At 40.3% G+C, this 15,024-nt stretch carries 15 protein-coding genes; 10 read left to right on the top strand and 5 right to left on the bottom strand.

Annotation, left to right across the window (positions count from 1 at the left end; all coding sequences use genetic code 11):
* The 6 genes from BCG07_RS07665 to speD form a co-directional block, all read left to right on the top strand.
* A partial coding sequence (locus tag BCG07_RS07665; protein ID WP_286889637.1) for an aminotransferase class III-fold pyridoxal phosphate-dependent enzyme occupies window positions 1-687 on the top strand: 687 nt, incomplete at its 5' end.
* 85 nt (window positions 688-772) lie between these two features.
* Window positions 773-1,789: an arginine N-succinyltransferase gene (gene astA / locus BCG07_RS07660; RefSeq protein WP_243531924.1), complete on the top strand. Its 1,017-nt coding sequence runs from the start codon at window positions 773-775 to the stop codon at window positions 1,787-1,789.
* A gap of 15 nt (window positions 1,790-1,804) precedes the next feature.
* Entirely contained in the window at window positions 1,805-3,274 is a 1,470-nt protein-coding gene (gene astD, locus BCG07_RS07655) for a succinylglutamate-semialdehyde dehydrogenase (protein WP_286889634.1), read from the top strand.
* Window positions 3,275-3,403: 129 nt separating this feature from the next.
* Window positions 3,404-3,751: a DUF3802 family protein gene (locus tag BCG07_RS07650; RefSeq protein WP_006791285.1), complete on the top strand. Its 348-nt coding sequence runs from the start codon at window positions 3,404-3,406 to the stop codon at window positions 3,749-3,751.
* 89 nt (window positions 3,752-3,840) lie between these two features.
* Complete coding sequence (locus BCG07_RS07645; protein WP_006791284.1) at window positions 3,841-4,254, top strand: OsmC family protein; 414 nt, start codon at window positions 3,841-3,843, stop codon at window positions 4,252-4,254.
* Window positions 4,255-4,342: 88 nt separating this feature from the next.
* On the top strand, window positions 4,343-5,155 hold the full coding sequence (speD, locus tag BCG07_RS07640) for an adenosylmethionine decarboxylase (protein WP_006791283.1): 813 nt from the start codon (window positions 4,343-4,345) through the stop codon (window positions 5,153-5,155).
* 95 nt (window positions 5,156-5,250) lie between these two features.
* On the opposite strand, the gene BCG07_RS07635 is transcribed toward speD, so the two are convergent.
* A complete protein-coding gene (locus tag BCG07_RS07635) occupies window positions 5,251-6,594 on the bottom strand; it encodes a M24 family metallopeptidase (RefSeq protein ID WP_286889631.1) in 1,344 nt (447 codons plus the stop codon).
* Window positions 6,595-6,722: 128 nt separating this feature from the next.
* Window positions 6,723-8,006 carry an aromatic amino acid transport family protein gene (locus BCG07_RS07630; protein WP_286889629.1) on the bottom strand — a complete coding sequence of 428 codons (1,284 nt, stop codon included), beginning with the start codon at window positions 8,004-8,006 and terminating at the stop codon, window positions 6,723-6,725.
* 751 nt (window positions 8,007-8,757) lie between these two features.
* Between BCG07_RS07630 and BCG07_RS07625 the strand changes: the two genes are divergently transcribed.
* The 4 genes from BCG07_RS07625 to BCG07_RS07610 all read left to right on the top strand — a co-directional run bounded on the left by BCG07_RS07625 (window position 8,758) and on the right by BCG07_RS07610 (window position 11,766).
* Complete coding sequence (locus tag BCG07_RS07625; protein WP_138740564.1) at window positions 8,758-9,147, top strand: hypothetical protein; 390 nt, start codon at window positions 8,758-8,760, stop codon at window positions 9,145-9,147.
* A gap of 95 nt (window positions 9,148-9,242) precedes the next feature.
* Window positions 9,243-9,605, top strand: coding sequence for a DUF7674 family protein (locus BCG07_RS07620; RefSeq protein WP_138740565.1), 363 nt, complete (start codon window positions 9,243-9,245; stop codon window positions 9,603-9,605).
* A 169-nt stretch (window positions 9,606-9,774) separates the two neighbouring features.
* Window positions 9,775-10,572 carry an alpha/beta fold hydrolase gene (locus tag BCG07_RS07615; RefSeq protein ID WP_006791277.1) on the top strand — a complete coding sequence of 266 codons (798 nt, stop codon included), beginning with the start codon at window positions 9,775-9,777 and terminating at the stop codon, window positions 10,570-10,572.
* Window positions 10,573-11,469: 897 nt separating this feature from the next.
* Complete coding sequence (locus BCG07_RS07610; protein ID WP_138740751.1) at window positions 11,470-11,766, top strand: hypothetical protein; 297 nt, start codon at window positions 11,470-11,472, stop codon at window positions 11,764-11,766.
* Window positions 11,767-11,869: 103 nt separating this feature from the next.
* Here BCG07_RS07610 and cysQ read toward each other — a convergent pair whose 3' ends face one another.
* The 3 genes from cysQ to BCG07_RS07595 are packed head-to-tail and all read right to left on the bottom strand — an operon-like array spanning window position 11,870 to window position 15,000.
* Window positions 11,870-12,640, bottom strand: coding sequence for a 3'(2'),5'-bisphosphate nucleotidase CysQ (gene cysQ, locus BCG07_RS07605; RefSeq protein ID WP_286889624.1), 771 nt, complete (start codon window positions 12,638-12,640; stop codon window positions 11,870-11,872).
* A gap of 5 nt (window positions 12,641-12,645) precedes the next feature.
* Window positions 12,646-13,242, bottom strand: a complete 597-nt coding sequence (gene cysC / locus BCG07_RS07600; protein WP_008127182.1) for an adenylyl-sulfate kinase — start codon at window positions 13,240-13,242, stop codon at window positions 12,646-12,648.
* Window positions 13,243-13,275: 33 nt separating this feature from the next.
* On the bottom strand, window positions 13,276-15,000 hold the full coding sequence (locus BCG07_RS07595) for an SLC13 family permease (protein ID WP_286889622.1): 1,725 nt from the start codon (window positions 14,998-15,000) through the stop codon (window positions 13,276-13,278).
* Window positions 15,001-15,024 lie beyond the last annotated feature (24 nt).

Here is a 15,024-nt window from a genome sequence, read left to right as displayed (position 1 = left end):
TTTGAAGCGCTAATTAGCGACCAAACATGTGCCGTAATGATGGAACCACTGCAAGGTGAGGGCGGTATTGTTTCACCAACTGACGAGTTTGCTCAGCAAGTTCGCGATTTATGTACTAAACACAATGCGCTACTTATTTTTGATGAAGTACAAACAGGTGTTGGCCGTACAGGTGACTTGTACGCATACCAAGGTTTAAATGTAGTACCTGATATTTTAACTTCAGCAAAAGCATTAGGTGGCGGTTTCCCAATTGGCGCAATGTTGACTACAACAGATATTGCACAGCATCTAAAAGTAGGTACTCATGGTTCTACTTACGGCGGTAACCCGCTTGCATGTGCTGTTGCCGAAGCCGCATTTGATACTGTTAACACACCCGACGTACTTGCTGGTGTAAAAGAAAAAGCAGCTTTATTTAACGAACTCCTTGCAGCGGTAAACGAAAAATACAACGTATTTAGCGAAATTCGCGGTAAAGGTTTGTTAATTGGTGCTGTTGTGAATGAGCAATACAAAGGCCGCGCTAAAGAATTTTTAGTAGCCGGTACTGAACAAGGTCTAATGTCATTAGTGGCAGGTGCTGATGTTGTTCGTTTTACACCGTCTCTTGTTATCCCAGAAGCGGATATTCGCGAAGGTATGGCACGTTTTGAAAAAGCAGTTGCAAGCGTAGTAAACGCATAAGCTGTTTTAGCCAATCTACCGAGGGCAAGCATTGTTTGCCCTACGAATTTTATTTACCGTTATTTATAAGGGAGCAAGCGGACTCATGATGATCCTTCGCCCAATCCAGCAAAATGATTATTCAGCATTACTGACAATCGCCCACGAATCGGGCCATGGTTTTACATCTTTGCCTTTAAACGAAGAGCTATTACAAAAGAAGATTGACCATTCAGTAAGCTCATTTGCTAAACAAACGTCACAACCCGGTGACGAAGGCTACTTGTTTGTTCTTGAAGATAGCGAAACAGGTGAAGTAGTAGGTACCTCGGCTATAGAAGCAGCTGTGGGCCTAGATGATGCGTTTTATCATTACCATTTAAGTAAAGTGATTCACTCTTCGCGCACACTAGATGTTTACAAAGCGGTTGATATTTTAACGCTATGTAACGACTACACTGGCGCAACAGAGCTGTGCACCTTGTTTTTGAAAGACGGCTATCGCAAAAACTGTAACGGCAAACTGCTGTCTAAAGCACGCTTTATGTTTATTAAACAACACCAAGCACGCTTTGCAGAAACCGTTATTGCAGAAATGCGCGGTGTGTCTGATGAAAACGGCAATAGCCCGTTTTGGAAGTGGTTAGAAGAACACTTTTTCTCAATGGACTTCCCAACAGCAGATTACTTAACGGGTATTGGCCAAAAAGTATTTATTGCTGAACTAATGCCTAAATACCCAATTTACGTCAATTTATTGAGTAAAGATGCGCAAGCGGTAATCGGTCAAGTTCACAACAATACTCGCCCAGCGATTGAATTATTAAAAAGCGAAGGCTTCACGTTTAACGGCTACGTCGATATTTTTGACGCAGGTCCAACAGTTGAAGCAAAAGTAGATAATATAGCTACAGTACGTAACTCACACGACTTTATTGTTGAAATTGGTGAGCAAACGGGCAACACCATGGTGTTATTAGCAAACGACAAGCTCGAAAACTTCAGAGCGACCGTTGCATCAATGAGTTTCGACGAACGCGCTAAAACCGTTGTGTTATCACAACAAGTAGCCGACGCCCTGCAATTACAAACGGGCGATACTGTTAGCGCAACCCCAGTTTAATTTAGGAGAAAGTATATGACTCATCCTGCACAATTTATTAATGGTCAATGGTCACAAGGCCAAGGCTCAGAATTTAACTCAGTAAACCCAGCAAATAACGATGTTATTTGGCAAGCACCATCAGCCACTGCAGAGCAAGTTGATGCAGCTGTTGGCGCTGCGCGTGAAGCGTTTTACGCATGGGCTGATAAAAGCTTTACTGAGCGTTTAGAAATAGTAAAAGCATTCGCAGCACAATTAAAAGAAAACAGTGAAGAGCTTGCAATCACCATTGCACAAGAAACAGGTAAGCCACTATGGGAAACACGCACTGAAGCGGGTGCGATGGTTGGTAAAATTGCCATTTCAGAAAAAGCATTTTTAGAGCGCACGGGCGATGTTGAAAATGCAATGCCATTGGGCCGCGCGATGATTCGCCACAAGCCACACGGTGTTGTAGCAGTATTTGGCCCGTATAATTTTCCGGGCCACTTACCAAACGGCCATATTGTGCCAGCGTTACTAGCGGGTAATACGGTTGTATTTAAACCGTCTGAACTAACACCAAAAGTGGCTGAGCTTACCCTTAAATTGTGGGAAAAAGCGGGTTTACCAGCAGGCGTTATCAACCTTGTTCAAGGTGAAGTTGAAACGGGCAAAGCTCTTGCTGCTCATAAAGGCATTGATGGCTTGTTCTTTACCGGTTCATCGCGCACAGGTCATATTTTACATGAACAGTTTGCAGGCCAGCCGGGTAAAATTTTAGCTCTCGAAATGGGCGGTAATAATCCGCTTATTATTACTGATGTTGAAGATACTAAAGCCGTTGTTCACGATATTGTGCAATCAGCATTTATTTCAAGCGGTCAGCGTTGTACCTGTGCTCGTAAGTTATTTTTACCAACAGGTAGTAAAGGCGATGCAATATTAGAGCGCCTAATTACTGCAACTAAAGCCATTAAAGTAGGCAATTACGACGATGAAGATCAGCCATTTATGGGCTCTATGATCTCATCAGCGGCAGCAGCAGGTATGGTTAAAGCACAAAGCGAGCTTGTTGAGCTTGGCGGTAAGGTCCTTGTAGAACTAGAGCACACAGCAAATACAGGCTTTGTAACACCAGGTATTATTGAGTGTTCAGCAATTGGCGACTTCCCAGACGAAGAGCATTTTGGCCCACTTTTAAAAGTGTTCCGCTTTGACGACTTTGACAGCGCAATTGATAAAGCAAACGACACAAGCTTTGGTTTATCTGCTGGTTTACTTAGCGATAATGAAGCCGATTACGACCACTTTTTACGTCGTATTCGTGCCGGTATTGTTAACTGGAACCGCCCAATTACGGGTGCGTCTAGCGCTGCACCATTTGGTGGTATTGGCGCATCAGGCAATCACAGAGCAAGCGCGTACTACGCAGCTGACTACTGTGCATACCCTGTAGCTTCAGTAGAGCTTGAAAAAGTAGCCATGCCAGCAACATTAAGCCCAGGCTTAAAAATAGATTAAGTTAATAATACTTAATTAGTATAAAAGCAGCTTCGGCTGCTTTTTTTGTATGCTTAAATCACAAAGCTAGCAATCAACCGCGCTTTCTGCTTAAATCAGCGTAAGTAATATTATTAGGTGGTAAATATCATGGTTTTAGATAGGCAAGGGTACGATGATTTAATCATGTATCTAACTCAAAATTTAGCATTGTTTGAGAAGCCAGGTGTGATAAAACCAGGCGCTCCAACGGTAATGGAACTCATAGAAGATGTTATTGCCGAAAACGTCATGCTAATTTGTGAACAGCACACAAACCTTAACACAGAGCAACGCAGCTTAATTGTGCGTGAGGTTGATGGCATTGTTTACGACTTACAAGAAGTGCTTAGCAGCATTACGTCACAGCCAGTTACGGTTGAACAACATGAGTTTATTGACGAATTTGCAAGCTTAATTAAAAACCTCTTCGACAGCGCTGTTTCGCAGCAGTATTAATCCCCAATTTATAGCGCCGCGTATCGCATTTCGTTTGCAACTGCGGCCAACTTGCTTACAATCAAGAAAAATATTTTTGAGATAAAAACATGCAAGCAAATGTAAAATGGGTTGATGGCGACACATTCGTAGGTCGTTCTAATTCTAATCACAACGTTGTATTTGATACCGGTAGCGATAGTGCGGCACCTAGCCCAATGGAAATGGTATTGATGTCGGTTGGCTGTTGTTCATCGGTTGATGTTGTGGGTATTTTAAAAAAAGCCAAACAAGACTTTTCAGACGTTCAAGTACAATTAAGTGCCGAACGCGCCGAAACTGCTCCTCGCGTATTTACTAAAATCAATTTACATTTTGTTGTTACAGGCAAAAATGTGTCTGAAAAGCACCTTGCACGCGCTGTTTCTTTGTCTGCTGAAAAGTATTGCTCGGTAGCATTAATGCTTGATAAAACAGTAGAAATTACTCATAGCCATGAAGTTGTGCAAGAACAGGTAAAATAACGCTTTTTCCATAAGGAAAATTCGTATAAAATCCGCGAACTTTTCATTCTGCAGGTGCAGATTTCACTAATTTATAGGTTGGTTTATTATGAACAAACCCTTCGATAAACTTAAACTTCATGGCTTTAACAATTTAACCAAAAGTTTAAGCTTTAGTATTTACGATATTTGCTACGCAAAAACCGAGCAACAACGTAAAGAATATATTGAATATATCGATGAGCAGTACAGTGCAGATAGACTAACCGATATTTTAGGTGAAGTTGTTGATATTATTGGTGCCAATATTTTAAATGTTGCACGCCAAGATTATGAACCACAGGGCGCCAGTGTAACTATTTTGGTTTCGGAAGAGCCTGTAGAAGAGCAGCAAAATTACGATGCTGACGAAGCACCAGGCCCACTACCTGACTCAGTGGTGGCCCACCTAGATAAAAGCCATATTTGTGTACACACATACCCAGAAGCTCACCCTGATGATGGTATTTGTACATTCCGTGCTGATATTGAAGTATCTACGTGTGGTATTATTTCTCCGCTTAAAGCATTAAACTTTTTAATTCATAGTTTAGAGTCTGACGTGGTAACAATTGACTACCGTGTTCGTGGTTTTACTCGCGACGTAAACGGCGTTAAGCACTACATTGACCACGCGATTAACTCAATTCAAAACTTCATGACAGACGATACTAAAGAAGCGTACCAAATGATGGACGTAAACGTGTATCAAGAAAACCTGTTCCATACCAAAATGATGTTAAAAGAAACCGACCTGAACACATACTTGTTTGGTCTTTCTACAACTGATTTATCGGATGATGAAGAAGAAGAAATTCGCTCTAAGCTAAACCGTGAAATGCAAGAAATATTCTATGGTCGTAACCTGCCAGAAACAGAATAGTAGTCACGTTAGTTAAATAAAAACGGCGCTCATTGAGCGCCGTTTTTATATGCGTTAATAAATATACCTATAAATCACTTACATCAGAGTTTAGGTTATTTAACAAGTAACAACTCGGTTTGTCGGCCGTTTAAGTACCACACGCCGGTTTTATCAAAAATAGCGTCTTCTTCTAGCATTATGCGTATTTCTTTATTCCATGGTTTTATAAACACGGCATTGTTGAGCTCAATAGAGTAAGCGGTATTTAAATGCAGTGGGTAGTCCCCATCGCCGGGTACACCCTGTTGTGAATCCCACATACCCAGTGTGGTACCCGCAGCATGACCATGATAGCCAAGCGGGTGCGTATAAATAGTGGGTTTTAAACCTTGGGCAATGGCTTTTTCGCGAGCGGCTTTTAATACCTGATTACCCGTTTTACCTTCGCTAAATTCAGCGGTAAAAATGTCTTGGAGTTTATTGCCCTTTTTAAGCGCATCAACAAGGTAAGCGGGCGCAATGGTTTCGCCAGGCTTTAAAACATAAGCATGTTGTTGGGTGTCGGTATTTAAGCGTAAGTAGGTAATACCAAAATCGACATGCAGTAAGTCACCCGCTTGAATAACGTTATCGGCGTAACCGTTAGTAAAGCTGTCTTCGTGATCGAACGATTGGCTGTCGGCGCGTTGTATTGCAATACTTGGGTGAAACCATGTTTGCAGTTTTAACTCTTTTACGCGCTCTCTAAACCACCACACTAAATCGTCGCTGGTTGTTTTGCCCACCGTTATTACTTTGCTTGAAAAACCCTCTGCAATAATAGCGTGCGCAATAGCAACAATGTGTTTATACATGTCTATTTCTTGGGGAATACGCTGCTCTAACCAAGCAACTGCCAGCGGCTCAGCCGATATTATTTTATTTTTATAAGCGCTAGGTAAGTTGGCCATTAAGGTATTGTAATCGCCTAACACTAAGCCGTCGGCATGACCCCAATCGGTAGACGTATTGAGTGCAATGTTACCAGGGTTATAGCGCTCAATAATATCGTTCAGTGCTTGCCACTGGTTTGGCTGCGCCTTTTTTTCCCAGCCTTTTGTAAATACGTTACCTATTTTATAGGGCGCAATAGCGTAAGCATCAACATTGCCTTGTTCATTTAAGGCAAAGAGCAAAATGGTGGTACGCCTTGCCGATAACCAGGTTGCTGGCAGCATTGTTTTTAATATGGGATCTTCGTTGTATTCGCGGCTAATAAGCAGCCACATATCGATGTTGTGTTGCTTCATTAAGCTGGGCATTAATGTGTTTACCCTAAGCTCGGTTATATTATCTATAAACGCAGCGCGTTCTTTCATCGATAAAATAGCAGGCACGCCATCGGCCTTAGCTAAGGGACTTAAAATAAGCGTAGTAAGTAAGCTCACGCAAAGTAGGAGGTGTTTTGTAAGGTGCATAATTGTTTTATTTTTAGGCTAGTTAATTTATAACATGCCTTAATGGCAGCCATAAAAAAACATTTTGAGATAAACAGCACACAAAAAAGCCCAGCTAACTCGCTGGGCTTTAGCATGAATAGGGGGGGTTATTTAATCATGCTGTAAATAAGTGCAAATACCGCAAGCGCACCTACCGCTAACACAAACAAAGTACTTAAACGGTTACGATACTTATACAGAGCCGGTACTTTATAAACTGCAATCATAGGCATGATAAATAATATCATTGCAATAATAGGGCCCGACAGCTGATCCATCATATCGAGTATGCTTGGGTTTTTAACTGCACAAAACCAAATTGCAAAAAACATAATAACTACACCAATTTTATCTACCGTTTTAGCACCAAGCTGTGTTTGCTTAGTCACCAAACCTGTAAAGCTTTCGCGGGCTCCTAAAAAGTGACCTAAAAACGACGACGTAATGGCAATAAAAGCAACTAAAGGCCCAAGCGTCGCAATAAACGAGTTATGGGTAATGTTAGCAAGGTACGATAAAACCGAGACATTATCGGCTTTTGCTTGTGCCATCTGCTCACCTGTAAGCGACAGCACACACGAAAATACAAACAGCAATACAAACACAATTAACAGTAAGCTTGTGCGCTTTAAAATGGCTTCTGATTTTCGTGTAGCAAGGTCGTCATAGTGTTCGCGTTGTACATGCACAAAGCTTGAAATAGCCGCTGCATGGCTAAACGAAAACACAATAATAGGAATAGATAACCACAGCGTTTTACCAAAGCTGCCCACTTCAGGTAGGCTCATGTCTGGCATTTGCCAGCTAGGAATTAAATACAAGGATAAAAAAAACAAAATACCCACAAGCGGATACACCAAAATAGAAAACGCGCGCAGCATTAGGCGCTCGCCACCCATCATTAGGCTTATCATACCGGCTACCAAAACACCCGAAAGCACTACGCGAGGCGGCGATTCCATGCCCAGCTGGTTTACCATAAAGCTGTCTACGGTGTTGGTTAAGCCTACACCGTAAATAAGCAAAATAGGGAATATAGATAAAAAGTATAACAATGAGATTAATCGCCCTGCATTAACGCCAAAGTGTTCTTCAACAACATCGGTAAAATCGGCATGCTTATTTTTAGACGATAATACAAAGCGTGCTAAACCACGGTGGGCTAAAAAGGTCATCGGAAACGCTAAACACGCCATAATAATCAGCGGCCAAAAACCGCCAATACCAATGTTAATAGGTAAAAATAAAATACCCGCACCAACGGCGGTACCAAAAAGGCTTAAGGTCCACTGCGTATCGTGTAGGTTCCATTTAGATTTTGCGTTTGAATTTGCACTTGAATGCGCGTGTGTTGATGCATTTGAATGCGTTGCATCTAAAGGTGTTGTCATGTGTGTGTGCCGTCCATTATTTATAATAATAACCGCGCCGAAGGATATAGTTTTTGGCCCACTTTTTCATGTTTTTAGCGCCCTAGAGCCACAATTAACTGCGTTAAAATAGCCCCCAAGTGTCATGAATACGAAACAGCGGTGTAAAAGTAAACAAAGCCAGCACAAGGTGTTTAAAAATGTAGTAATGACACGCTTTACTATTTCTAGCACAGCTAAATAACTCGCTAAAATATAATATTTATAATTGGCAAACACTTACACGGTTTGTTATTAATAGGCGTTCATAAAATAAGGATGTTTTCATACAAAAATGGTGAAAGTGTTCTTTTGTTAAATTGTCAGGTTTTTCATCGTGTTAATTCATATAGTTTTTACTGAAACAGCAGTAATATTAACGAAGGTCGAATATAAATCATTCAGGGAAATACAAAATGATTTTTGTGACTTCAAAGCGTCACTTGGTCCTTGGACAGAGTGTGAGGTTTTTGATTATCTAAATTTTGAATATTCAAATTTAGCACCGAATGCTAGGGATCAACTAAAAAAGCTTAAATCGAGTGGGCACAACGAAATTGTACTTTCTTTTTGCGATAAGGCATAAACCTACAACTTAATAAATTAACTCACTTTTGTGGATACATGAAGGGCAGCTGTGCAATTTATTTAGAGGTTTTATAATGTTTATAGGCAACAATCATTAATGCGGTGCTTCACTAACTGGTTGGCTAGACTTAAGTTGGAATCAAATTTGAAAATTATTATTGTATTAATATGTTTAATAACCTCTTTTAATTCCTTCGCTTGTTTTGTTCAACCAGAAGGTTTAACAGAACAACATGAAACTCAATTAATTAATTATTTAATTTATGCTGGTGTTCTAATGACTGCAGCTTTATTTATTAGGGCTTCATATAATATACAAAAAATTTGGATTCCAATTTTGTTGCAGGTTATTTTTGGGTATTTTCCAATGTATCTGTATATGCTGGAAATAGCAGGTGTATCACCTTATTCAGGCTCCTGTGGTGCTCCTGGGTTTGTTTACATTGGTAAAGTATTAGCCATTGGTATGGCCTGTATTTTTGCACTTGAAGCAGTTTTATTCTTTAAGGGCAGAGGAAGTAGAAAAGTAAAATAATAAGCTCGGATTTTATTTTTATTTAGAATTAGGATAAACAATAAGTCTATAGTTTTACACCGGCATGTGAATGACTACGTATTAACAGGCAATATATGGCAGACCAAGAAATAAGACAATTTATTGAGGATATACAATCTAAGTTTCCAGATGTCATACCGCTAATGGATAAACACGAAGAATGTGAATTCGCTTTTCGTATGGAGGAGTTCGCAAATTTAACAACGTTTGCATTCAACGAACAGAAAAACGCCGACGCCCTAAAGTATTTGTCATATATGAATCTAAAACTAGAGACTGCAAGCCCTGCCGAGTTTGAATACATAGATACCTATTATGTTGAGCACTTGTTTTGGAAAGCGACTCCCATCGGAATTGAAATGGGCTGGCCACTCGTCCCCGGTAAACTAAAAAAGCTGTACTTAAATTTTCATGGGCGAGCGCCTCAAATACGTTGAGTATTGGTAAAGGTTATTCTTATTTGTTTTTATTTAAAAATTAAAACCTGTTCCGAAAAGTTGTTAAGTAGGCGCTATTGTTGTGAACTTGATGAGAGATTTTTATTAAACTCCGTTATACTTCTTACAATTGAATATGCCAAATGAAGTAAATAGGCCGCTAACAGCAATGAGCACAGACATTCTTTTTCATACTATTTTTCCGCACGAAACCAGTCAAACATGGGTTGTATTTGTCCATGGCGCTGGGGGAAGTTCGGCAATTTGGTTTCGTCAGCTCAAAGCTTATAAAAAAGAATACAATGTATTGTTGCTAGATCTTCGTGGTCACGGTAAATCAAATAACTTAGTACAAAATTTTGTTGATAATAATTATTCGTTTAATAACGTCTCTAAAGATATTATTGATGTGTTAGACCATAACAATATCACCAGCGCACACTTTGTTGGTATTTCATTGGGCACAATACTCATTCGTAATATTGCTGAAATTGCGCCGCAATATGTTTCTAGCATGGTGCTAGGTGGCGCGGTAACTCGCTTTAATACTCGCAGTAATACTTTGGTTTATTTAGGTAATACCTTTAAGCATTTCTTGCCGTATATGTGGCTATACCGTTTATTTGCTTTTATTATGATGCCCAAAAAGCGCCATAAAGAATCTCGGCTTTTGTTTGTTCGTGAAGCAAAACGTTTGTGCCAAAAGGAGTTTATAAAATGGTTTAAATTAGCCATGGATGTAAACCCCTTAATGCAGTATTTCAAAGAAAAAGACATCGATATCCCCATTCTTTACATTATGGGTAAAGAAGATCATATGTTCCTTGGCCCTGTTAAAGAAATGGTTAAACGCCATAAAAATAGCGTACTGCAAACTATTCACCATTGCGGCCATGTTTGTAATGTGGAACGCCCAGACTTATTTAATCAACACTCGCTTGCCTTTATCGCCCAGCAAAACCGTTAAGGGTTGTCGCTTTTAAAAAGCGTTCAATTAATGGCAAGTCTCAAAAACTTATAACAACCATTACTTGTTGATTGGAAGCGGTCATTCTTTTGTCTCTCTCCTTAAGTTAAAAGCACTGCCTTGTTTCACGCCACACCCTTTTACACATAGTAAAATACCTAGATTAAATATAATTTTATAATTGGCAATCACTTACACAGTTTGTTACTAATAGATGTTCCAAAAAAAAGAACGCACTCATGTTAACTATAAGGGTGTAATTTGAGCAAGTTACTAGAATGCAGGGAAATGTGTGAGAACATGTTTAGTTTTAATATTATTACTTCTTAATGGGTGTTCTCCAGTTTGGGAGGAGCAACCTTATAAAGTGTATTACATCGACGGTACCAAAAGGTTAGGTTATAGCCTTGGTCGGGGCACATATATTGGGCGACTCAATGAACCAATAAATATTAATTCGAACGAACAATATATTTCGGTTTATGCTTGCCCGCATAAAATTTGTGCTTTTTACTATATTGATAAAACCAAAGATAACAAGTTCGCTGAGCACAATGAGTTTGTTTATGGGCCATACACAAAAGCTCAATTTGCAGCGATAGCCAAAAAGTTAGGGTTACCGACTACGAATTTCAGCGTTAAGACCGCAATTTAATAAAGGCTAAAACGTTACTTATATTTTCACCGGCTACAATAGCGCCAAATCAGTTAACTAAAACGCATTTAAAGTTTATAAGTACAGAACTTAAATAAAAACAAAGGCAGTAAAGAGAGTTAGCATGGATAAAAAGAAGGTGATTGATTTATTTTGTGCTATTTGTTGGAGGAATAGTGCTTTTACTATTGAATATAAATTGAATGTTTTTCTTTCGAGATGAAATAAAAGGAATTTAATAAATGGCACTTTTATCGATTTCAGTGGGCGTTGCGTTTTTTGCAGTTGCTATTATTTGGTTTGGGTTTAGCGCTATATTTGGCCAAATGGAAAATTCAGGTTTTGCATTTGGTTTTATATTAGGTGTGTTTCCTGCGTTTATTGGCTTGGTTTTAATAGTGCCTAGTACGCTTTACCGAACTGTTTTTGTATTTGCCCAAAAGCCTGAGCAAACCCTGAAGGAAAAGGTTATTTTATCGCTTGGTTTGTTTATAACTTTGCTGTGCTTTAGTGCGCTTATTAAGTTAGCTTTTACATAACAAATAACTTAAGCGTTACTAAGTATTTTACTTTATGCTTCCTGAGTAACTCTTATAGTAAAAGCTATCACTTATCTTGCTGACAACTGATAGCTCTTAACTTTTATTCTTCTATCGCACTTACAATAAAATACGGATTCAAATACTCATCTTTAGTATTGTAAATAAGCGGGCTGCCATCAAGCTTGGTGACTTTTGCACCGGCTATTTCGGCGATTGCATGGCCAGCTCCGGTATCCCATTCACAGGTTGGGCCTAAGCGTGGGTAAATATCGGCGCTGCCTTCAGCAACTAAACACAGTTTTAGTGAGCTGCCTTTTGAGACCATTTCTACGTCGTCAAAGCGTTTTACAAATTCGGCTAAATCGGGTGATGGGTGCGAGCGGCTGCCTACAACACGTATTAACCCTTTGTTAGGCTTAGTGGTTACTTTAAGTTCTATACGCTCATCGCCCATGTCTTTAAACGCGCCAATGGCGTCGCTTGCTAGGTACGATACGCCAAGTGCAGGGGCATCAACAACCGCGAGTACCGGTTTTCCGTTTTCTATTAGGGCAATGTTTACGGTAAATTCGCCGTTCTTTTTAATGAACTCTTTGGTACCGTCGATTGGATCGACTAACCAGTAGCTTTTCCACGTTTGGCGAATCGCCCAGCTTATGTCGGCGTTTTCTTCGCTAAGGACGGGGATGTCGGGCGTAAGCTGAAGTAGCCCCGCTACAATGACCTTATGAGCTGCTAAGTCGGCGTCGGTTACTGGGCTTTCATCGGCTTTGTATTCAACGTTAAAGTCCTTTTCGTAAATCCCCATAATGGCTTTGCCTGCGGTGCGGGCAAGGATGAGGGTTTCTTCTAGCAGTTCGGTTTGGTTCATTGGGGTTAACCTATTATATGCGTTTGTTTTAGATACGTTATCAGTTGGGCAACCGATTGGTCTAGGGTGTTTTTACTTGTATCTAAAATTATTTCAGGCTTTGTGGGTACTTCGTAGTTTGAGTCGATTCCAGTAAAGTGTTTTATCTCTCCTGCGCGCGCTTTTTTGTATAGCCCTTTTGGATCGCGGCTTTCGCATACATCAAGCGGAGTATCTATAAATACTTCAATAAACTCTCCGTCGTCTACTAAATTGCGCACCATGTCGCGTTCAGCTCTAAAAGGCGATATAAACGCAGTAAGTACTAACAAGCCTGCGTCGGTCATCAGTTTTGCGGTTTCGCCTACACGGCGAATGTTTTCTATGCGGTCTTCATCGCTAAAGCCTAGGTCTTTACATAAACCGTGGCGTACGTTGTCGCCATCGAGCAGGTAAGTGTGTACGCCTTGCTGATTAAGCGCCGCTTCGAGTGCGTTGGCTACGGTGCTTTTACCCGAACCTGAAAAACCAGTAAACCATAAAATAGCCGGCTTATGTTTTTTTTGCTCGCTACGTTGTGCTTTAGTGGTTGCGTAGTTATGCCAAACTATATTTTCATCCATAGTGATGTGTCTCTTATGCTGTTTGCGCCAGTATTAAAAAGGAAATACCAGCGGGATCAGGGTTAATACCGTGATTGAATAAATAATAGAAAGGGGCAAGCCCATAACAATGTAATCTTTTAAGCGATAATTACCCGCGCTATACACCATTAAATTTGTTTGATACCCAAATGGCGAAATAAAACTTGCCGATGCGCCAAAAGCAACCGCCATAATAAAAGGGAGCGGGTCTACATTAAAGCCAACAGCCAATGAGTAAGCAACCGGAAATGAAAGTGCCGCTGCCGCATTATTTGTAATAAGTTCGGTAAATAATACGGTCATTAAAAATATGGCTATAAATGCGCCGTAAGGACCAAAGTCGCCAAGTACCATAAATAGCGCACTCGATATTTGCCCAGCAAGGCCAGTGCCTATCATTAATTTTGCAAGCCCAATGGCGCTACCTACTACAACAAGTAACTCAAGCGGAAATCGGCGTTTGATTTCGTTTAGCTTTATGGTGCCGCTGAGCATTAAGCCAATAAGCAATACCAATAAGCCTTTTACTAACGGCACTACCCCAAAAATACTTAAACCCAATACACCCGCAAAGCTGAGTAATACAATATTAGATTGTTTGGGCGCAAGGTGGGTTTGTAAATCAAGGCCTGAAATATATACAAACTCACGCTTTAAATTAGGTAGGCTGTAAAAGTTTTTGCCGGGTGCCAAAATGAGTGAATCGCCTGCTTGTAATTGTACTTGGCCAAGGCCGCCTTGAAGGCGGTCGTGCCCACGGCGAATAGCAATAACAGCAGCGTGAAACTGCTCGCGAAAGCGTATTTCTTTTACTGTTTTGCCTATAAATTTAGACGACTGACTTACGACCACTTCAACTAAGTGTTCTATGTCTTTTTCGTGGTTATCGTGTACTACTTTTAAACCATCAAAGCGTGTTAATAGAGGGACTGATTTAATGTCGCCTACAAATAATAAAATGTCGTTTTGTTGAATAATTTGCTGAGGCGTTACTGCGCATATGCGTTCGTTATTACGAATTATTTCAGCTAGGAACAAGTCTTTTAAATCGCGTAGGCCGTTTTCTTCTACTGTGCGACCTATTAATTTTGAGCCTGTTTGTACTTTACCTTCAAGGTAAAAAGGAACAACTTCTTGATCGCTTTTGCCGTTGTCAGGCAAGTATTTAAGCATTACCAAAATAGTAATAAGGCCAACGCTAAGCGCGCCTAAACCCACTAAGGTAAAGTCGAAAAAGCCCAGTGGCTGCATACCTGCATCTACCGCAAAGCCGTTAACAATGAGGTTTGTTGAAGTACCTATGAGTGTAATGGTGCCACCTAAAATAGCAGTGTACGACAGCGGTAATAATAGCTTTGAGGGTGAATGGTTTGGGTTATCTTTTATAGCGGTAATGAGTGAGGCAACCACCGCCGTATTATTAGTAAACGACGATAAAAATGCAGTAGAAATCCCCAGTTTTGTTACCGACTTAACTAAGCTACCTTTAGATAACGACATGGATAGCTTTTGAATTAACGTGGTTTTTTCGATTGCAATCGACACTAATACGAGGAGCACTAAGGTAATAAGTGACGGATTGGCGTAGTTAGCTAGCATGTTTTCAAGGTCAATTAGCCCGGCTAAGTAGCTGGTGCCAATAGCGCTTACAAATAACCATGCTGGATTAATGCGGGTGCCAAAAAGGCACCCGACTAAGGTAAGCATTATGCCTGTTAAAACTAGCTGCTCTACCATGCTTTATTATTCCTAACAGACATT

The organism is Pseudoalteromonas sp. ESRF-bin5, from assembly GCF_002632075.1.
Classification (GTDB): Bacteria; Pseudomonadota; Gammaproteobacteria; order Enterobacterales; family Alteromonadaceae; genus Pseudoalteromonas; species Pseudoalteromonas marina.
This window is presented reverse-complemented; position numbering and strand designations above follow the sequence as displayed.